General features: G+C 65.5%; 19 protein-coding genes and 1 pseudogene. 14 read left to right on the forward strand and 6 right to left on the reverse strand.

Annotated elements, in window-relative coordinates; translation table 11 throughout:
- Nucleotides 1–4: 4 nt before the first annotated feature.
- Nucleotides 5–1,117, reverse strand: coding sequence for a glycoside hydrolase family 10 protein (locus tag FG94_RS11545; protein ID WP_161783962.1), 1,113 nt, complete (start codon nt 1,115–1,117; stop codon nt 5–7).
- A 225-nt stretch (nt 1,118–1,342) separates the two neighbouring features.
- Here FG94_RS11545 and FG94_RS11550 point away from each other — a divergent pair, with 225 nt between their 5' ends.
- Both FG94_RS11550 and FG94_RS11555 read left to right on the forward strand, forming a co-directional pair.
- The gene (locus tag FG94_RS11550; RefSeq protein WP_036211380.1) at nt 1,343–1,711 is read left to right on the forward strand and encodes a hypothetical protein; all 369 of its coding nucleotides are present in this window, start codon (nt 1,343–1,345) and stop codon (nt 1,709–1,711) included.
- Nucleotides 1,712–1,714: 3 nt separating this feature from the next.
- Complete coding sequence (locus FG94_RS11555; RefSeq protein ID WP_081925938.1) at nt 1,715–2,650, forward strand: PEP-CTERM sorting domain-containing protein; 936 nt, start codon at nt 1,715–1,717, stop codon at nt 2,648–2,650.
- Here FG94_RS11555 and FG94_RS11560 read toward each other — a convergent pair.
- Nucleotides 2,545–3,327, reverse strand: a complete 783-nt coding sequence (locus FG94_RS11560; RefSeq protein WP_036211384.1) for a transporter — start codon at nt 3,325–3,327, stop codon at nt 2,545–2,547. The genes FG94_RS11555 and FG94_RS11560 overlap by 106 nt on opposite strands.
- Before the next feature lie 123 nt (nt 3,328–3,450).
- Nucleotides 3,451–6,171: an RNA polymerase sigma factor RpoD gene (gene rpoD, locus FG94_RS11565; protein ID WP_036211387.1), complete on the reverse strand. Its 2,721-nt coding sequence runs from the start codon at nt 6,169–6,171 to the stop codon at nt 3,451–3,453.
- Nucleotides 6,172–6,738: 567 nt separating this feature from the next.
- On the opposite strand from rpoD, the gene FG94_RS11570 reads away from it, so the two are divergent.
- The 6 genes from FG94_RS11570 (at nt 6,739) to FG94_RS11595 (ending at nt 11,167) form a co-directional block, all read left to right on the forward strand.
- Complete coding sequence (locus FG94_RS11570) at nt 6,739–7,305, forward strand: ProQ/FINO family protein (protein WP_373964922.1); 567 nt, start codon at nt 6,739–6,741, stop codon at nt 7,303–7,305.
- A complete protein-coding gene (locus FG94_RS11575; protein ID WP_036211390.1) occupies nt 7,305–7,946 on the forward strand; it encodes a 3'-5' exonuclease in 642 nt (213 codons plus the stop codon). The genes FG94_RS11570 and FG94_RS11575 overlap by 1 nt, the downstream gene beginning before the upstream one ends.
- A 56-nt stretch (nt 7,947–8,002) precedes the next feature.
- Nucleotides 8,003–8,728 (forward strand): c-type cytochrome, encoded by a 726-nt coding sequence (locus tag FG94_RS11580; protein ID WP_036211393.1) that lies wholly within the window; start codon nt 8,003–8,005, stop codon nt 8,726–8,728.
- Nucleotides 8,725–9,984, forward strand: a complete 1,260-nt coding sequence (locus tag FG94_RS11585; protein ID WP_036211396.1) for a cytochrome c — start codon at nt 8,725–8,727, stop codon at nt 9,982–9,984. The genes FG94_RS11580 and FG94_RS11585 overlap by 4 nt, the downstream gene beginning before the upstream one ends.
- Before the next feature lie 57 nt (nt 9,985–10,041).
- Nucleotides 10,042–10,626: a septal ring lytic transglycosylase RlpA family protein gene (locus FG94_RS28565; protein WP_307188118.1), complete on the forward strand. Its 585-nt coding sequence runs from the start codon at nt 10,042–10,044 to the stop codon at nt 10,624–10,626.
- An 82-nt stretch (nt 10,627–10,708) separates the two neighbouring features.
- Nucleotides 10,709–11,167 carry a hypothetical protein gene (locus tag FG94_RS11595; protein WP_036211399.1) on the forward strand — a complete coding sequence of 153 codons (459 nt, stop codon included), beginning with the start codon at nt 10,709–10,711 and terminating at the stop codon, nt 11,165–11,167.
- Between the two features lie 103 nt (nt 11,168–11,270).
- Here the strand turns inward: FG94_RS11595 and FG94_RS11600 are convergent, their stop codons facing one another.
- From FG94_RS11600 to FG94_RS11610, 3 genes are all read right to left on the reverse strand, one after another.
- On the reverse strand, nt 11,271–11,840 hold the full coding sequence (locus tag FG94_RS11600; protein WP_051996514.1) for a hypothetical protein: 570 nt from the start codon (nt 11,838–11,840) through the stop codon (nt 11,271–11,273).
- Nucleotides 11,841–11,927: 87 nt separating this feature from the next.
- Complete coding sequence (locus FG94_RS11605) at nt 11,928–13,217, reverse strand: sorbosone dehydrogenase family protein (RefSeq protein ID WP_036211402.1); 1,290 nt, start codon at nt 13,215–13,217, stop codon at nt 11,928–11,930.
- Entirely contained in the window at nt 13,214–13,657 is a 444-nt protein-coding gene (locus FG94_RS11610) for a DUF2231 domain-containing protein (RefSeq protein ID WP_036211541.1), read from the reverse strand. Before FG94_RS11610 ends, FG94_RS11605 begins: the two co-directional genes overlap by 4 nt.
- Nucleotides 13,658–13,777: 120 nt before the next feature.
- On the opposite strand from FG94_RS11610, the gene FG94_RS11615 reads away from it, so the two are divergent.
- The 6 genes and pseudogenes from FG94_RS11615 to FG94_RS26010 all read left to right on the forward strand — a co-directional run bounded on the left by FG94_RS11615 (nt 13,778) and on the right by FG94_RS26010 (nt 16,774).
- Nucleotides 13,778–14,053, forward strand: coding sequence for a hypothetical protein (locus FG94_RS11615; RefSeq protein ID WP_036211405.1), 276 nt, complete (start codon nt 13,778–13,780; stop codon nt 14,051–14,053).
- On the forward strand, nt 14,046–14,669 hold the full coding sequence (locus FG94_RS11620; protein WP_036211408.1) for an IS607 family transposase: 624 nt from the start codon (nt 14,046–14,048) through the stop codon (nt 14,667–14,669). Before FG94_RS11615 ends, FG94_RS11620 begins: the two co-directional genes overlap by 8 nt.
- Nucleotides 14,663–15,295, forward strand: a pseudogene (locus tag FG94_RS28200) (RNA-guided endonuclease InsQ/TnpB family protein); the annotation flags it as partial. The gene FG94_RS11620 and the pseudogene FG94_RS28200, both read left to right, overlap by 7 nt.
- A 143-nt stretch (nt 15,296–15,438) precedes the next feature.
- On the forward strand, nt 15,439–15,720 hold the full coding sequence (locus FG94_RS28205; RefSeq protein ID WP_229445922.1) for a zinc ribbon domain-containing protein: 282 nt from the start codon (nt 15,439–15,441) through the stop codon (nt 15,718–15,720).
- Nucleotides 15,721–15,921: 201 nt separating this feature from the next.
- Complete coding sequence (locus FG94_RS26005) at nt 15,922–16,224, forward strand: hypothetical protein (RefSeq protein WP_051996516.1); 303 nt, start codon at nt 15,922–15,924, stop codon at nt 16,222–16,224.
- A 307-nt stretch (nt 16,225–16,531) separates the two neighbouring features.
- Nucleotides 16,532–16,774, forward strand: coding sequence for a hypothetical protein (locus tag FG94_RS26010; protein ID WP_051996518.1), 243 nt, complete (start codon nt 16,532–16,534; stop codon nt 16,772–16,774).
- Nucleotides 16,775–16,830: the final 56 nt, after the last annotated feature.

A 16,830-nucleotide genomic window follows, 5' to 3' on the forward strand; every position in this document is an offset into this window, starting at 1 on the left:
GGACCTAACCCGAGATGTTGGCCGAAGCGCGGTTCAGCGCGATCTGGTTGTTGATCTCGTTCGGGTTGCTCCAGCCTGCCGTGTCGCGCATCTTGTAGTCGGCCAGGCCGATGTACATGTGGCGCTCGTAGGCGTTGTCGTTCCACCACGGCACCAGGAGCTTGTAGTCCGAGCCGGCCTGGCCGATGTACCAGTAGACCTGCGGCGCCAGGTAGTCCACCCAGCCCTCGCGGATCCACTTGCGGGTGTCGGCGAACATGTGGGTGTAGTGCTGCAGGGCGCCGGCGCTGGTCGGGGAGCCCACGGCCGGGTCGGTGCTGCTGCGGTAGATGCCGGACGGCGAAATGCCGAACTTCACCCAGGGCTTGACCGCGCGGATGCTGTCGTTCACGCGCGCGATCAGGATGTCGATGTTGTCGCGGCGCCAGTCGGCGCGGCCGGCTGCGGTATCCGGGAAGCCGCGCGGATCGGCGTAGTACGCCGCGTCGTCGCCGGTGGTGCCGTTCGGGTAGAAGTAGTCGTCGAAGTGGATGCCGTCCACGTCGTAGCGGTTGACGATGTCCATGATGACGTTCACGACGTGGTCGCGCACCGCCGGCAGGCCGGGGTTCAGGATCTTCACGGTGCCGACCGTGAGCAGCCATTCCGGATGGGCGAGCGACACGTGGTTCGGCGCGTACATCGCCGTGTTGTTCTGGTTGGATGCCGTGGCCACCGCGCGGTAGGGATTGATCCAGGCATGGAATTCCATGCCGCGCTTGCGGGTCTCGTCGATCGCGAACTGCAGCGGGTCCCAGGCGGGGCTGGGGGCGCGGCCCTGCTGGTTGGTCAGGTAGTAGGACCAGGGTTCCAGCTCGCTCGGGTACATGGCGTCGGACTGGCTGCGCACCTGCAGGAAGGCGGCGTTCATGCCGGTGGCCTTGTTGTGGTCCAGGATGGCCTTGAGCTTGGCCTGCTGCTGGGCCGGCGTATCGAGGCGGCTGGGCCAATCCAGGCTGATGTGGGTGCTGATCCACACGCCGCGCATCTCGCGCTTGGGTGACACCGTCTGTGCATCGGCGTGGGAAATGGAAGCGACGAGCATGGCGGCTGCCGCTGCAAGCAAAAGTTTTTTCATGTTGTCTTTTTTTGCAGGTTGAGGTGAGCGCACCAGGGGAGCGCTGGTGGCGCTCACCGGCGCCTCTCCACGCGCCGATGTGTTGCCATCCGCAAAACAGGGTACGCGCGAGCAATTTTGACAACCAATGAATTTAGCTGGGGCCGGCATAACTGTCATGCATGAGTCGCGTGGCGGCCACGGCCGCAGCAGAATCGTGCCGGACAGCGCAAATGCGATGCTAGGATGGCAGCACCAATCCTTGAGGAGGCCGCCATGGCGATCCGGAATGGCATGCCGGATGTGGTGAGGCAGGCAGCGGCCGGCACGCTGCAGGGTGGCCGGTTCGACCTCGACCTTGGGGATGCGGTGACGCCTTCACTGCTCATTCCCGGCCTGCCGTCCTCGCTCGCCCACAGCCTTGGCGATAACGCCGCAGCCAATGCCACGCTCGGCCGGGGTGGCCATGTCGAAATCCATACAAGTGAGAGAGTGTACGACGCCGGTCAGCGCGGCGCCCGAACCCGCGTCCTGGGCCATGCTGCCCATCGACGCACCCCTGCTGGGCCGTTGCCCGCGAAGGACGCCACGACCAGCGCATTGACCAGGAGGTGAACCATGAAAACCGATATGCGACTCCAGGCGCTGGCTATTGCCTGCGCCCTCGCCAGCGCCCCGGCGCTGGCCGACGTGCAGGGCCAGGCGACGCTGGGAAACCTGCGCTTCACGTTGATCGATCTCGATCCGAACGATGCGGTCACGCCATCGCTCGAATGGGTGCTTCCGCAAAACCAGGGCTGGAGCGGGTCGAACGGCTACATGTCGGTCATGTACGATGCCTCCAGCACCGACTGGAGCTGGGGTGAATACTACAACCGCTATGCCAATCCCGAGGCGCGCCAGCCTGCCCAGATCGACTACGCGCCCGGCCCGCATGTCTCCTTGTCGACCGCGTACGCGCATCCGGACCCGCTCGGCCAGCTGCTGTCGCTATCGGTCGAGACCGCCCCGCCGGCGGGAGCATACACGCATCTCACGGCCGACGTGCGCAGCGAACAGCTGGGATTCTGGCTGTCGCCGAATACCCGCGTTTCGCTCAGCGTCGACATGAACGGCAGTGCCGGCGCCGAGGAGCAGGACTCGCACAGCGAGTACCTGCGCCTCCTGCTGGGCTTCGGCGTGGTCGACTACCTGACCTACGGTAACAGGGATGAGATTCGTGTCCAGCGCGAGACCGGCACGGCTGCGGGCCTGGCACCGGGCTTCGCCGAAACGGGCACGCTGACGGTCGACTTCAGCAATCCCTACGGATACGCGCGCTGGGCCGACCTGCAGCTGTCGCTCGGCGCCGAAGCCTGGGCCTCGCCCATCAGCGCCGTGCCCGAGCCGTCCAGCCATGCCATGCTGCTGGCGGGCGCCGCCCTGCTCGGATGGCGCCGCGCGCGCACTCAGCGCCGGATCGACAGGCCGACGGTGAAGGCGACATCCGGCGTGCGGCTATTGAGTCCACGCGACAGCATCGCGTCGAGCTGCACGTCTTTCGACAGGAGATAAGCGGCGCCGACGTCGAAGCTCGCCTCGGTGCCGCCGTGGCGGCTGCGCGCAATATGCGGCAGCGCCACTTCGACGATGCCGCGCAGGCGCTCGCCGAAGTCCTTCGCCAGCACGATGCCGAACAGGCCGTAGCGGTAGCGCCCTGCGCCTTCTCCATCGCGTTCGACGCCGATCCCCGGCATGACGCCAAGCGCCATACCGTTCGGCAAGGTCCACTCGCCGATCACGCGCAGCGCGGGCCGTACCCCTTCGCCGCGGAAGGCGCGCGAGCCGCTGTCGAATTCCGCCGAGGCCAGCAGGCCGACCGAAGGGCGGCTGCCGGCGGCGTCGATGAGGTGCCAGCCCAGGGCCAGCGTGGTGTCGCCGTAGCCTGCGTCGGTGCTGCGCCCGCCGCCCGCACCAACATGCCGATTCATGCGCCCCTCGGTCTCGACGCGCAGCTCGACAGTGTCGGCGACGCCGAAACGCAGCACGGTGGGCGTGGACAGGACGCGCTCGCGCCCCGCCCGGTTGCGGTCGCGTTCATACTGCAGGCCGGCTTCGAGCTGGAACCGGCCCTTGCCCACGACCGTGCTCGATTCGACGAAGTCGGGCCGGCCGCTTTCGATGACGTCCTGGGCCTGCGCGCCGGCTGCGCACAGGGCGACTGCCACAGCCAGCATGGTGGTGTGCTTCATGGGATGCTCGCGAAGTGGATGCCTTGCATGAAAGGTAGCGCAAACCGGGTGCTCCGGCCGCACCGGACAAAAAAATGCCGTCCAGTTCATCACTGGACGGCATCTTTTACCAAACGGTAAAAATTACTGGTTGTGCAGGAAGGTCTTCAGCTTGTCCGACCGCGACGGCTGGCGCAGCTTGCTCATCGCCTTGGCTTCGATCTGGCGGATACGCTCGCGGGTGACGTCGAACTGCTTGCCTACTTCTTCCAGCGTGTGGTCGTTCGACATCTCGACGCCGTAGCGCATGCGCAGCACCTTGGCTTCGCGCGGGGTCAGCGAGTCCAGCACTTCCTTGATCACGTTGCGCATCGAGGCGTGCAGCGCGGCGTCCAGCGGCGCCAGGGTGGTGTTGTCCTCGATGAAGTCGCCCAGCTGCGAATCGCCGTCCTCGCCCATCGGGGTTTCCATCGAAATCGGTTCCTTCGCGATCTTCATGATCTCGCGAACCTTGTTCTCCGGCATTTCCATCTTGGCCGCCAGGGTCGGCAGGTCCGGCTCGCTGCCGGTTTCCTGCATGATCTGGCGCGAGATGCGGTTCATCTTGTTGATGGTCTCGATCATGTGCACCGGCACGCGGATGGTACGGGCCATGTCCGCGATCGAACGCGTGATCGCCTGGCGGATCCACCAGGTCGCGTAGGTCGAGAACTTGTAACCGCGGCGGTACTCGAACTTGTCCACCGCCTTCAGCAGGCCGATGTTGCCTTCCTGGATCAGGTCGAGGAATTGCAGGCCGCGGTTGATGTATTTCTTGGCGATCGAGATCACCAGGCGCAGGTTGGCCACGGTCATTTCGCGCTTGGCCTGGCGGGCGCGCTTCTCGCCTGCCGCCATCTGCTTGTTGATGCGGCGCAGGTCGGCCAGCGGCAGCGCCACGCGCGCCTGCAGGTCGATCATGCGCTGCTGCAGTTCCTTGATGGCCGGCAGGTTCCGGCTCAGCACCGCGCTGTACGGGTAGGCGCAGTCGACTTCGCGGTCGCCCCATGCCAGGTCGGTCTCGTTGCCCGGGAAGACCTTGATGAAGTGGGCGCGCGGCATGCCGCAGCGGTTCACGCAGATGTCCAGCACGGCGCGCTCGATCGAACGCACTTCGTCCATCTGGCCGCGCAGGGTGTCGCACAGCTTTTCCACGATCTTGGCGGTGAAGCGGATGCCCAGCAGCTCGTTCGAGATGATGGCCTGGGCTTCCTCGTACTCGTCCGAACCATAGCCGCTGGTCTTGAAGGCGTGGCCCATGCGGTCGAACTGCTTCTCGATCAGGGCGAACTTCTCGAGCGCGCTCTTGCGCAGCTGCGCCAGTTGCTCGGTCGAGTAGCCGGCCGCGCCACCGCCGGCGGCGCCCTCTTCTTCCTCTTCCTCGACTTCCTCTTCTTCTTCCTCGTCGTCGCCGGCGCGTGCCGGCGCGGCGGCGGGCGCAGGCGCGGCATCGTTCAGGTCGACGAAGCCGTCCACCACGTCGTCGATCTTCATCTCGTCGGACGCGATCTTGTGCGACAGCGCGATGATCTCCGAGATCGTGGTCGGGCAAGCCGAGATCGCCTGCACCATGTCCTTCAGGCCGTCCTCGATGCGCTTGGCGATCTCGATCTCGCCTTCGCGCGTCAGCAGCGACACCGCGCCCATTTCACGCATGTACATACGGACCGGGTCGGTGGTGCGGCCGAAGTCGGAATCGACGGTCGACAGCGCGGTCGCGGCGGCCGCTTCCACTTCGTCGTCGCTGGTGGCGGTCGGTACGTTATCCGACAGCAGCATCATTTCCGCTTCCGGAGCACGCTCGTAGATCGCGATGCCCATGTCGTTGAAGGTCGCGATGATGCCTTCGATCGCTTCCGGATCAACAATGTTTTCCGGCAGCTGGTCGTTGATCTGGGCGTGGGTCAGGTAGCCGCGCTCCTTGCCCATGTTGATCAGGTTCTTGATCTGCTGGCGGCGCTTTTCCAGTTCCGCTTCCGAGAAGCCGCTTTCGCCGCCCAGCATGCCGGCCAGGCCCTTGGCCTTGCGCTCGCGCAGCTTGGAGGCGGCCTTCATTTCGGCGCGTTCGACCGCGTTCAGTGCCGCGACTTCGTCGTTCTCCGGCACGAATTCGCTTGGCTTGCGGCCGCGGCGGCCCGGGACCTTCACCTGCGGCAGCAGGTAGCCCGAGGTGTCGATCGCGGCCAGTGCGGCGGCGTCGGTGGTGGCGCTGACGGCGCCCACGGCGGTGCTCGGGGCTGCCGGCGCCGGCAGCGCGTTGGCGTCGGTGCGGCGGGTACGGGTGCGCACGACCTTCGGCGCGGCCGGGGCTTCTTCCAGGGCCGGCGCGGCGGGTGCTGCCGACGCTGCGGGCGCAGCCTCGGCCTCGGCCTGCGGCGCTTCGGCAGCGTGCAGCGCATGCGCCGCACCTTTCAGGGCGGCCAGCTTCGAGCCGCGCTTGCGCACGACCACGGTCGCCGCGGCGTTCGGCACGGCAGCCGTATAGTCTTCGAACGGCGCCGGCTCGGCGGCCGGAACAGCTTCGGCCTGTGCAACCGGTGCAACTTCGGCGACCGCTTCGACAACTTCCGCCACCGGCTCGGCGACGGCCGGGGTGTCCAGCACGGCTTCGTTCGCCGCGACATCCACCTCGCCAGGCGCCTGCTCCGCTTCCAGCGCGGCCTTGGCCGACGCCAGGCGCGAGCGGGTCTTCACCACCGTCACCTTGGCCGCCGCTTCCGTCTCGAGGAAGTAGGAGGTCGCGGTTTTCGGCACTGCCAGCTGTGCCGTCGCCTTGGCGGGCGTTTTCTTGGCGGTCAGTGTCAGTGTCTTGGCGGTGTTTTTCATAGTAAAACTCTCTCCAGTCGAGGCATGCGGCTGCCTGCGAATCAATGTCAGCAAGACCCAGGGTCGGGTCCGGTGTGGGTTTGGAAGCGGGATGGCCCTAGCTGAGGGCGGACACGCGGACTTCAAGCACGGTTCCCCCGAGGCTGCCTGCACTCCTGGCGGGATGGCGGCGGGCTGGGGAGAAATAAACGGTGTTTGAAATCACGGTGTGCATGTCGGAACGAAAAAAAGCCCGTCGGATGAAACGGGCTTGCATCTCATGTTCAGCGAAGAACAGGAGGAAGGCGATATTATGCCGCATTGCAAGAATTGGTGATAATTGAAATATCCGATAAGGGATATCACCAATCTGAATATGACACGGGCGCTTCGCCGGGTCCTCCGACCCATCTGCGCCGGCGCAAGCCGTGCGCAAGGCAAGAGGCGGATCATACACGATTTCGCGGCAGCACGCCTGTCCACCCGCATCGGATCTTCAATCAAATTCTCAAGATTAATGGAACAAGTACAATACGGCCCGCACCGGCGTACGGGCGCCGTGCTATCCTTCGCTTTCCCGTTCTTACAATGAAGTCAATGAATACCACTACCGCTGCCGAGACCGTCGACACCACCGCTCCTGCCACGCCTGACACGCCGTCCGTGGACACGTCCACCCCGGCGCCCGCACAGGACGGGGCGGCCGGTGCCGCGCCTGCCGCAGAAGCGCCGGCCGCCGCCCCTGCGGGCGCCGCCCCGGCCCCGTCGGCCCGCGCCCTGCTCAAGCAGCTGCAACAGGCGTTCCCGGCCTTCCGCGACTGCCTGCCGCTGGCGATCGGCATCGACAAGCAGTTGCTGGCGCAGATGCCCGACCTGAACCGCAAGGCCATGCGCGCCGCGCTCGGCATCCATACCGGCTCGATGCGCTACCTGCGCGCCATGGAAAAGGCCAAGGTCCGCTACAACCTCGACGGCAGCCCGGGCGCCGAAGTCACCGACACCCATCGCCAGCACGCCAAGGAACAGCTGCAGGAGCGCTTCAAGAAAGAAGCCGAGCGCAAGAAGGCCGAGCGCGAGGCCGCCGCGGCCGAAGAGGCGAACCGCCAGCGCCAGGAAAAGCTCAACGCCCTCGCGGCCAAGTTCTCGCGCAACTGATGTCCGGGCCGAGCGTCGCAGAGTCCGACGAACTGCTGCCGCCCTACGAAGGCATCCGCCTAGCGGACGTGCGCATCGTGCGCACGCCGGTCGAGGCGGCGGCCGCGCTGGCGGCCCTGTCGCAGGCCGATGTCATCGGCTTCGACACCGAATCCAAGCCCACCTTTTCCAAGGGCGAGGTCTCGACCGGACCGCACCTGGTGCAGCTTGCCACCGACGACATCGCCTACCTGTTCCAGATCGGCAGCGCCGCCAGCGCACAGACGGCGCTGGAAGTGCTCAAGCCCGTGCTCGAATCCGAGAGCATCCTGAAGGTCGGCTTCGGGCTGGGCGACGACCTGAAACGCCTGCGCAGCAAGCTCGGCATCGACGCGCGCAAGGTGCTGGACCTGGCCACGGCCATGCGCCGGCGCGGCGAACGCAACACGCTCGGCGCCAAGACCGCGGTGGCGCGCTTCTTCGGCCAGCGCCTGCAGAAGTCGCGCCGCATCACTACCACCAACTGGGCCCTGCCCCAACTGAGCGACAAGCAAGTCCTGTACGCGGCCGACGACGCCCACGTGGCCCTGCGCCTGTACCGCCACTGGCTCGCCAATCCGCCCGCCGACGACACCAGCCTGCCGCCGCGCCGCGCTTCCTGACCTACGACAGCCCCATCCGCGTTATCATGCCGGCATTGCTACTGCCGAGTTCATCCATGAGTCGACGCCGCATGCTGTTCGCAGTCCTGATCCTGTCCGCGGGCGTGCTCCAGGCCGCGCCGCAGGCCAGCCCGCCCGCCCAGGTGCCGGACACCCTGGCCCAGCGCCTGCTGGCCTGCGCCTCCTGCCATGCGCGCATCGACGCGCGCGGCAATCCCGTGAACGACAGCTACTTCCCGCGCATCAGCGGCAAGCCGGCCGGCTACCTGTACAACCAGCTGCTCAACTTCCGCGAAGGCCGGCGCCAGTATCCGCTCATGACCTACCTGGTGGACCACCTGCCCGACGCCTACCTGCGCGAGATCGCCGGCCATTTCGCCGCCCAGCCGCCCGCGGCGCACGCCGCCGAGGCGTCCAGCATGCCGGCCCAGTTGCTCGAGCGCGGACGCCAGCTGGTCATGCAGGGCGACAGTGCGCGCAAGCTGCCGGCCTGCGTGGCCTGCCACGGCCAGCGCCTGACCGGCGTCGAACCGACGATCCCTGGCCTGCTCGGCCTGCCGCGCGACTACGTCAACGCGCAGTTCGGCGCCTGGCGCAACAAGGCGCGCCGCGCCCATGCGCCGGACTGCATGGCCGAGATCACGGCCAGATTGACGCTGGAAGACGTGAACGCCGTCTCGCACTGGCTCGCGGCCCAGCCCACACCAAGCGATCCGCGCCCGGCCGCCTCGATCGCGCGTCCCCTGCCGCTGGCCTGCGGCAGCGCCCCGGAGGCGCCATGAAGCGCTACGCCCTGGTCCTGGCCCTGGTTGCCGCCGCCGTCGTGGCGCTGGCCTGGCCGCGCGAGGAATTCATCCCCTCGACTTCGCCCGCCGCGTGGGCGGCCACGCCCGAGAACATCGCGCGCGGCGCCTACCTGGCGCGCGCCGGCGACTGCGTGGCCTGCCACACCGCGCGCGGCGGAGCGAAGTATGCAGGCGGGCGCGCGCTCGACACGCCCTTCGGCCGCCTGTATGGTCCCAACCTCACGCCGGACCCGGAAACCGGCATCGGCCGTTGGTCCGCCGACGATTTCTGGAATGCCCTGCACAACGGGAAGTCGCGCGACGGCCGCCTGCTCTACCCGGCCTTCCCGTACACCAACTACACCCGGGTCTCGCGCACCGATTCTGATGCCATGTTCGCCTACTTCCGGAGCCTGGCGCCGCAGCGCCGCCCGAACCAGGCGCACGAACTGGACTTCCCGTACAACCAGCAAGCGCTGCTGGCGGGCTGGCGCCTGCTGTACTTCCGCCCGGCCGTGTTCACGCCGCAGCCCACCCGCGGCGCCGAATGGAACCGCGGCGCCTACCTGGTCGAGGGCCTGGGCCACTGCAGCGCATGCCACAGCACGCGCAACCGGCTGGGCGCGGCCGGCAACACGCTCTCGGGCGGCCTGATTCCGACCATCGGCTGGTACGCCCCCTCGCTCACCGCGAGCGGCGAAGCGGGCCTGGGCGACTGGGACAAGGAACACATCGTCGCCCTGCTTGCCACCGGCATATCGCCGCGCGGCTCGGCCACCGGGCCGATGGCCGAAGTGGTGGTGCGCAGCCTGCAGCACCTGAACGGCTCCGACCTGGGCGCCATGGCGACCTACCTGAAGTCGCTGCCCGCGACGCAGGACAAGCCGGCGGACAGCGGCGAACGCCCGAGCGAGCCGCTGCTGGCCGAGGGACGCCGCCTGTACGGCAAGTATTGCGTGGATTGCCATGGTGCCGACGGCAAGGGCAAGGCCCCGGTCTATCCGCCGCTGGCCGGTAACCGCGCGGTGACGCTCACCCCGGCCGTGAACGCGATCCGGATGGTGCTGCATGGCGGCTTCCCGCCCGGCACGGCCGGCAATCCGCGCCCCTATGGCATGCCGCTCTATAGCCACGAGCTGGACGATGCGCAGGTGGCGGCCGTCTTGAGCTATGTGCGCGCCAGCTGGGGCAATGAGGCGGCGCCGGTGTCGGCGCCGGATGTCAACCGTTACCGTAGCGTGCCGCTGGATTAGCAGGGCAAGCGCTCGGAGCGCCTGAGATAGTGACAAGTCTGCGAACCGTCGGGCGCGATGAAAAACATGTGGAAGGGAACGATGAGAAGCATATTACCTATCTGTTCAAGACTAGGGCTGGTCGCTGCGCTGGCGCTGTCTCTTGTAGCCTGTTCGACACCAAAAGTTCAGCCAACGAAAGCTGGTGGGCGCTATTATCTCAACGATGGCCCACCAAAAGGCGTAACGCAGGCGCAGATCGATGCAGTCAAGGAGCCAGTACCTAGGGCAGAACGGCTTGTCTCCGGTACCCTCAAGCCGTATGTTGTCATGGGAAACAGCTACCGGCCGATGAACAAGTTAATGCCCTACCGTGCGCGTGGCGTGGCAAGCTGGTACGGAACCCGTTACCACCGATTGCCGACGGCAAGTGGTGAACTCTACGACGTGATGAAGCTCACGGCTGCGCATCCGACGCTTCCCATCCCCTCTTACGTCAGGGTTACCAACGTCGAGAACGGTCGGACGCTAGTCGTTCGCGTGAACGACCGCGGTCCATTCCTCTCTGACAGGATCATTGATCTATCGTATGTGGCCGCCGCCAAGCTCGGCTATGTGGCGAAAGGCAGGGCCTTGGTCGAGATTGACCTGATCCTGCCGTAGAGGCTCCAGTACATTCCTGAGACAGACCCGGCCAGAAGCGGACATTCATTCCGCACACTTTTCCAATCGGTTGTCCACTTGTATGAAGCCAAACTTCCACGAAGCAGCCGGACTATGGGAGCGCGATGGGTCGCTTCGGGACATCTACGTGCAGGATACCGAAGCTGTCCACTGGGATCGCTTCGACCAACTGCTCAGCCAATATAAATGCTCGTACACTTTTGACGGAGTGGCCACTCCATTCCCCGGTTCGCACAACGTGCTGAGGAATCGTGGAGGATCACATCTGTTGTCGATTTCCTTGGACGGCCCGGTTGAAATTTTCTGCCATTTCTTCGTCGCCGATCAGTTAGAACTCGACATCTCTCCTAAGGAAATTACCGGTCCATTGGAACATGAGCAGGTGTTGTCATTTGTCGAGAACTTGGCGAAGACTCTAGAACTCGCTGTGGACATCACGCCTGAAAACTCAGAGCAAACGCCGTTTTTGACATACGTTCCGCAGAACGGAACATGGCGTATACACGATGATCCCAAGTAGCGATCAACGTCCGCCTCGGGTCGATCGCGGACGTACACAACGACTTTCGCTCGCCCGCTCGCTCATCTGCTGAAAGAATGCCGAGCGATTTGCCAGGCCTTCTCTAGTCCAGCTGCGACTCGACATCGCGCGGGTCAGTCAATGTGATCAGTCCCTTCGCAATGTAAAGCACGACCAGGATGCCGACAATGTCCCCGACCATCATCGCGACCAGCGCGGTCCAGTCCACCACGCCGGTCTGGACCCACATGAACGCATGGTGAAAGGCCGGGCTCACAACGCCGCACAAGACCCCGGTGAACAGCAGCCGCCGCGCCGTCAGGTTCTTCAGGCGCGGTCCCAGGTCGAACCAGTGCTTGGCGAAGAGATAGGCAAGGTAGGGACCGCCCGCCCCTGCCACCGCGCCATACACCGCACGGACCTCGTCCGTGAAAGCGAAATGGTAGAAGTTGAGGTAGAGGCCCGCCAGGAGCAGGCCGACGAAGCCGGCGAACCCGAACAGCAGCGTCGCCAGCAGCCGGATGCCCGCAGGAAGGAATACCCAATTGATGCCACTGCTTTGCTCGAACCCGATGAACAGGAGCTCGTTGATCCAGTTCAGGCAGAGAAACGCAATGATGGTGATTCCGACGTAGCCCAGCTGCTTGAGCGGGCTCTGTTTCAGGTGCGGCATGGTGATTGGCTGCGATAGCCCGTGTTGCATCGACGACATGCATTGTAGCCGCATGGATAGGCATTGCGCTTACCCATGCGGCATGAACTATCGGCTCGGAACCACTCGCCACACCGTATTCGCCAGGTCGTCCGCGACGATCAGCGCCCCGCGCGGATCGACGGTGACGCCGACCGGCCGCCCGCGGGTCTTGCCGTCGGCGTCGCGGAAGCCGGAGACGAAGTCGATCGGCTCGCCCGCCGGACGGCCATTGCGGAACGGTACGAAGATCACCTTGTAGCCGACCGGATCGGCGCGGTTCCAGCTGCCGTGCTCGCCGACGAAGACGCCGTCGGCATAGGCCTGGCCCATTGCCGGCAGCGAGAACGCCAGGCCGAGCGCGGCGACGTGCGCGCCCAGGCTGTAGTCCGGCTTGACGGCGGCGGCGACCTTCTTCGGATCGCCCGGCTTGACCCGCGTGTCGACATTCTGGCCCCAGTAGCTGTACGGCCAGCCGTAGAAGGCGCCCGGGCGCACCGAGGTGAGGTAGTCCGGCACCAGGTCCGGCCCGATCTCGTCGCGCTCGTTGACCACCGCCCACAGCTGTCCGCTGCCGGGCTGGATCGCCAGGGCCGTCGGGTTGCGCAGGCCGGTCGCATAGGGCTTGTGCGCACCCGTGGCGGCATCGACCTGCCACACCATGGCGCGGTCGACTTCGGCCTCCATGCCGCGTTCGGTGATGTTGCTGTTCGAGCCGATGCCGACGTACAGGAAGCGGCCGTCGGGGCTGATCGTGAGCGCCTTGGTCCAGTGGTGGTTGATCTCGGAAGGCAGCTTGGCGACGCTGACCGGCGGGCCGCCGGCCTGGGTCTGGCCTTCGGTATAGTCGAAGCGCACCAGCTCGTCCTGGTTGGCGACGTAGAGCTTGTTGTCGAAGAAGGCCAGGCCGTAGGGGGCATTCAGCTTGTCGGCGAACACGGTCTGCAGTTCGTACACGCCGTCGCCATCGGCGTCGCGCAACAGGGTCAGGCGGTTGCCGCCCTTGACCTTGGTGTTGCCCTGGGCCTTGATATAGCCGGCGATCACGTCCTTGGGCTTGAGCTTGGCCGCGTTGCCGCCCCGCCCTTCCGCCACCAGGATGTCGCCGTTCGGCAGCACCAGGGTCTGACGCGGAATCTTCAGGCCGGTCGCGATCGCGGTGATGGCATACCCCTGCGGCACGGTCGGCTTCTGCTTGCCCCATTCCGCAGGCTCGGCGATCTTCATGTCGGGTAGCAAGCCGCGCTCCGGCGCGGGCAGCTGTGGATCCGGGCCGTGGGCCAGCTTGCCGCCTTCCTTGCTGCAGGCGCCCAGCAGCAGGGCCATGCCCAGGAATACGAGGGTCGATGACGGCTTCATTGCGCACCTCCGTGACGTGGGGCGGCTTGCGAAGCGAGTCCCAGCCAGGCTGCTGCAAGGATCAACACGCTGACGACGATCGACAGCACCAGGCCGGTCGGCATCGAGGCCCAGGCGTCTTTCGCATGTTCGAAGGCATTGACCAGCCCGAGCACCCAGGCTGCCAGCAGCACCAGGAAGTAGGTCAGGGGACGCCCTGCCTTGCGCTTTGCCCGCAGCAGGTTGACCAGCGCGAACAGGAGGGCAAGCCCGCTGAACAGCTCGGCGCCGGCCAGGAGCCAGGAGGCGAAGTTGTTCCACTGGATCTGGTAGGTGTTGTGATAGGCGATATCGCTCAGCAAGGCGCCGAGGAACAGGGGGATGGACCCTGCAAGCAGGACCGTGTGCAGCAGTCCCGGCGGACTCCGGTAGGTCGCATCGACCGTGGTTTGGGAAGACATGGCGTTGCCCTTCATGGATTGGCTTGGCCCGATCTTATCGAAAATGCAAAGAGCATGGCGCATTGTTGAGCCCAGTAACAATCCGCGACCTTCAAGGCCTGAGGTTCTGGCAACGTCGACATGCACAGTTCAACCAGGAAAAAGACCGGCTTCATGCTGAAATACCTGACCCGCAGCGCTCTCGTATTGGGTATCGTCGCGGCGCCGATCGCGCCTGCCCGGGCCGACGCCCCTGCCGCCACGGGCGAGCACGACTTCAAGGCCAGCTCCAATATCAAGTTGCAGGCCCTGAGTCCGCTGCAGCTGGAGAACCTCGCGGTTACCGGCAAGGTGTGGGGTTTTTACTGTGAATCAGGAACCTTCTCATTCATCACCAGTCTTACTCATCATGAGTAAGCTCGTACCCATCAGCGCAGCGGCAAAGGCCCTGGGCGTTTCGGCAACCACCTTGCGCCGCTGGGAAGCGTCGGGGAGGCTGGTCCCGGCCAGGACCGCAAGCAGGCAGCGCTGCTACGACCTCGCCGCCCTGCTCCCGGAACAACTGCACGGCGCATCGGGTCCGCGCGCCACCCTGGCGTATGCGCGTGTCTCGAGCCACGAACAGAAGGGCGACCTCGAACGCCAGAAACAGGTGCTTGAGCTGAACTGCGCCAGCCGGGGCTGGACCTTCGAGGTGGTGGCAGACCTCGGCTCAGGCATGAACTACCACGAGCGGGGATTGAAAAAACTGCTCGACGCCATTCTCGCAGGTGGCGTCGGCCGCATCGTGCTCACGCACAAGGACCGTCTGCTGCGCTTCGGCGCAGAGCTGGTGTTCGCCCTACACGAGGCGAAGCAGGTCGAAGTTGTCATCATCAACCAGGGCAAGCAAAGCAGCTTCGAGGAGGAGCTGGCCCTCGATGTGTTCGAGATCGTCACTGTGTTCTCCGCCCGGCTGTACGGAAGCCGAAGCCACAAGAACCGCAAGCTGATCGACGGGGTGTGCAAGGTCGTACAGGAGGCACTGTGCTAGCGGCGCATCGGATCCGGCTCGCCCCGAACAACGCGCAGGCGACCCATCTGGCGCGCGCAGCCGGCACCGCCCGCTTCGCCTACAACTGGGCGCTGGCCGAGTGGCAGAAGCAATCCCTGGCGCGCCAGAACAACCCGGCGCTCCCGGCCCCCTCGCAGTTGTCGCTGCGGCGGCAACTGAACGCCGTCAAACGCGACCAGTTTCCCTGGATGCTCGAGGTGACCAAGAACGCGCCGCAGATGGCGATCATCCAGCTCGGCCAGGCCTTCGAGAATTTTTTTTCGAAACGGGCCTGCTACCCGCGGTTTCGCCGCAAGGGCCGCGACGACCGCTTTACCTTATCGAACGACCAGTTCGCCGTGGAGGGCCAACGCATCCGCATCCCGAAGCTGGGTTGGGTCCGCATGCGCGAAGCCCTGCGCTTCACGGGGCGCATCGTTTCGGCCACCATCGCGCGCCGCGCCGGCAACTGGTACGCCAGCCTCACCGTCGACACCCTTGAGGATCAACCCTTGCCAACTGCCGAGAACCAAGGCGCGGTCGGGGTCGACCTGGGAATATCGACGCTGGCGACGCTATCAACAGGCGAGAAGTGGCCCGGCCCGAAGGCGCTTCGCGCCCTGCTTGCACGGCTGCGCCGCCTGTCGCGGGCGCTGTCGCGCAAAGTCAAGGGGGCGAGCAACCGGGCGTGCAAGCTGGCCAGCCTGTGGGATTTTCCGAACTGCGCCGCCAGCTGGAATACAAGGCCGACTGGCGCGGTGGCCAGGTGGTGGTCGCGGACCGCTGGTACCCGAGCAGCAAGCTGTGCTCGTGCTGTGGGCGCCTGCTGGAAGCGCTCGCCTTGGGAACGCGGCGATGGAGCTGTGCAGGCTGTGGCACGCAGCACGACCGCGACGTGAATGCGGCCATCAATTTGAAAAGTGTGGCGGTGAGTTCCACCGTCTCTGCCTGTGGAGGGGACGGCACTGGTCCGGCGCGCCAGCGCGGGACGAAACCGGCCCCGGCGAAGCAGGAATCCAACAGCATGGCAGCTTTGAATAACAAGGGCTAGCTTTGCTTAAGTTTGGAGGAACGGCTTCCTGAAGTATCACCATCCCGCTGTCACCGCGGGCCGACACCGGAGGGACGGCGCGCTGCTCGACATCCTTCCCGCAATCCTGGCGGCAGAGAATCGTCAAGCCGCGGACGCCCTCCTGCAGCGCTGGACGCCTCGCCAAGGGAGCAGGCACGCACGATCGACACCTGGCTGCAGATGATCACCGAGGGCAAGCGCAAGGAACAGGTCGCGTCCGAGCGGCGCCGGCGCATGTGGGCGGTGCGCGACGCGGCGCCGAAAGCGGGCAAGTTCCCGGTGGTGATCTACGCACCCAGCATCAACAACACGACGTTCGAGAATGCCGACATCGCCGAATACCTGGCGAGCCATGGGTACATCGTGATCGCCGCGCCCAGCGTCGGCTTGAACAGCCGCTGGATCAAGAAGGACCTGATGCATGCGGAACTGCAGGCGGACGACATCCGCTTCCTGGTCGACTATGCCCGGACGCTGCCGTAGGCCGACATGACGCGCGTGGCCGCGGCCGGGTTCAGCTGGGGTGGACTGAGCAACGTCCTCGCCGCGGCGAAGGACGAGCGCATCAAGGCCCTGGTGTGCATCGATGGCGCGGTACGCTACTTCAATACGATCGTCAGCCAAGCGACCTATGCCCGGCCCGCGAAGCTCAGGACGCCCCTGCTGTTCCTGGCGCAGTCGCCGGCATCGATGGAAGTGAACATCCGCTACAAGGAAGACATGAGCGGCAGCTTCATCAGCGACATGTTCAATGCGGACGTGTACCTCTTGACCATGTACCCGATGGAGCATGTCCACTTACTTCGGATCGGCCTACATCCGGCTCGACGACCCCGCCGAATACAAGGAATACACGCCCGAGGAAGTCTCCTTCGCCTACAGCCTGGGCGCCAGGTACATCCTCAACTTCCTCGACGCCTACCTGAAGGACGACCCGCTCGGGCGTGCCTACCTGGCCAAGCGGCCGGCGGCCAACGGCGCCGCGCCGCATTCGATGCGCATGGAATACATGCCTGTCAAACGCGGCGGGTGATTGTAGCAATCAGGAAATTACAATACCATCCGGAACGGATGGCCGCCTGGCCAAGC

It is taken from the genome of Massilia sp. LC238 (genome assembly GCF_000735635.1).
In the GTDB taxonomy this organism is placed as follows: domain Bacteria; phylum Pseudomonadota; class Gammaproteobacteria; order Burkholderiales; family Burkholderiaceae_D; genus Telluria; species Telluria varians.

Coding starts and splice junctions, on each gene's coding strand:
- FG94_RS11545 (WP_161783962.1), bottom strand. CDS start 1,117: ATGAAAAAACTTTTGCTTGCAGCGGCAGCCGCCATGCTCGTCGCTTCC.
- FG94_RS11550 (WP_036211380.1), top strand. CDS start 1,343: ATGGCAGCACCAATCCTTGAGGAGGCCGCCATGGCGATCCGGAATGGC.
- FG94_RS11555 (WP_081925938.1), top strand. CDS start 1,715: ATGAAAACCGATATGCGACTCCAGGCGCTGGCTATTGCCTGCGCCCTC.
- FG94_RS11560 (WP_036211384.1), bottom strand. CDS start 3,327: ATGAAGCACACCACCATGCTGGCTGTGGCAGTCGCCCTGTGCGCAGCC.
- rpoD (WP_036211387.1), bottom strand. CDS start 6,171: ATGAAAAACACCGCCAAGACACTGACACTGACCGCCAAGAAAACGCCC.
- FG94_RS11570 (WP_373964922.1), top strand. CDS start 6,739: ATGAAGTCAATGAATACCACTACCGCTGCCGAGACCGTCGACACCACC.
- FG94_RS11575 (WP_036211390.1), top strand. CDS start 7,305: ATGTCCGGGCCGAGCGTCGCAGAGTCCGACGAACTGCTGCCGCCCTAC.
- FG94_RS11580 (WP_036211393.1), top strand. CDS start 8,003: ATGAGTCGACGCCGCATGCTGTTCGCAGTCCTGATCCTGTCCGCGGGC.
- FG94_RS11585 (WP_036211396.1), top strand. CDS start 8,725: ATGAAGCGCTACGCCCTGGTCCTGGCCCTGGTTGCCGCCGCCGTCGTG.
- FG94_RS28565 (WP_307188118.1), top strand. CDS start 10,042: ATGAAAAACATGTGGAAGGGAACGATGAGAAGCATATTACCTATCTGT.
- FG94_RS11595 (WP_036211399.1), top strand. CDS start 10,709: ATGAAGCCAAACTTCCACGAAGCAGCCGGACTATGGGAGCGCGATGGG.
- FG94_RS11600 (WP_051996514.1), bottom strand. CDS start 11,840: ATGCCGCACCTGAAACAGAGCCCGCTCAAGCAGCTGGGCTACGTCGGA.
- FG94_RS11605 (WP_036211402.1), bottom strand. CDS start 13,217: ATGAAGCCGTCATCGACCCTCGTATTCCTGGGCATGGCCCTGCTGCTG.
- FG94_RS11610 (WP_036211541.1), bottom strand. CDS start 13,657: ATGTCTTCCCAAACCACGGTCGATGCGACCTACCGGAGTCCGCCGGGA.
- FG94_RS11615 (WP_036211405.1), top strand. CDS start 13,778: ATGCACAGTTCAACCAGGAAAAAGACCGGCTTCATGCTGAAATACCTG.
- FG94_RS11620 (WP_036211408.1), top strand. CDS start 14,046: ATGAGTAAGCTCGTACCCATCAGCGCAGCGGCAAAGGCCCTGGGCGTT.
- FG94_RS26005 (WP_051996516.1), top strand. CDS start 15,922: ATGATCACCGAGGGCAAGCGCAAGGAACAGGTCGCGTCCGAGCGGCGC.
- FG94_RS26010 (WP_051996518.1), top strand. CDS start 16,532: ATGTCCACTTACTTCGGATCGGCCTACATCCGGCTCGACGACCCCGCC.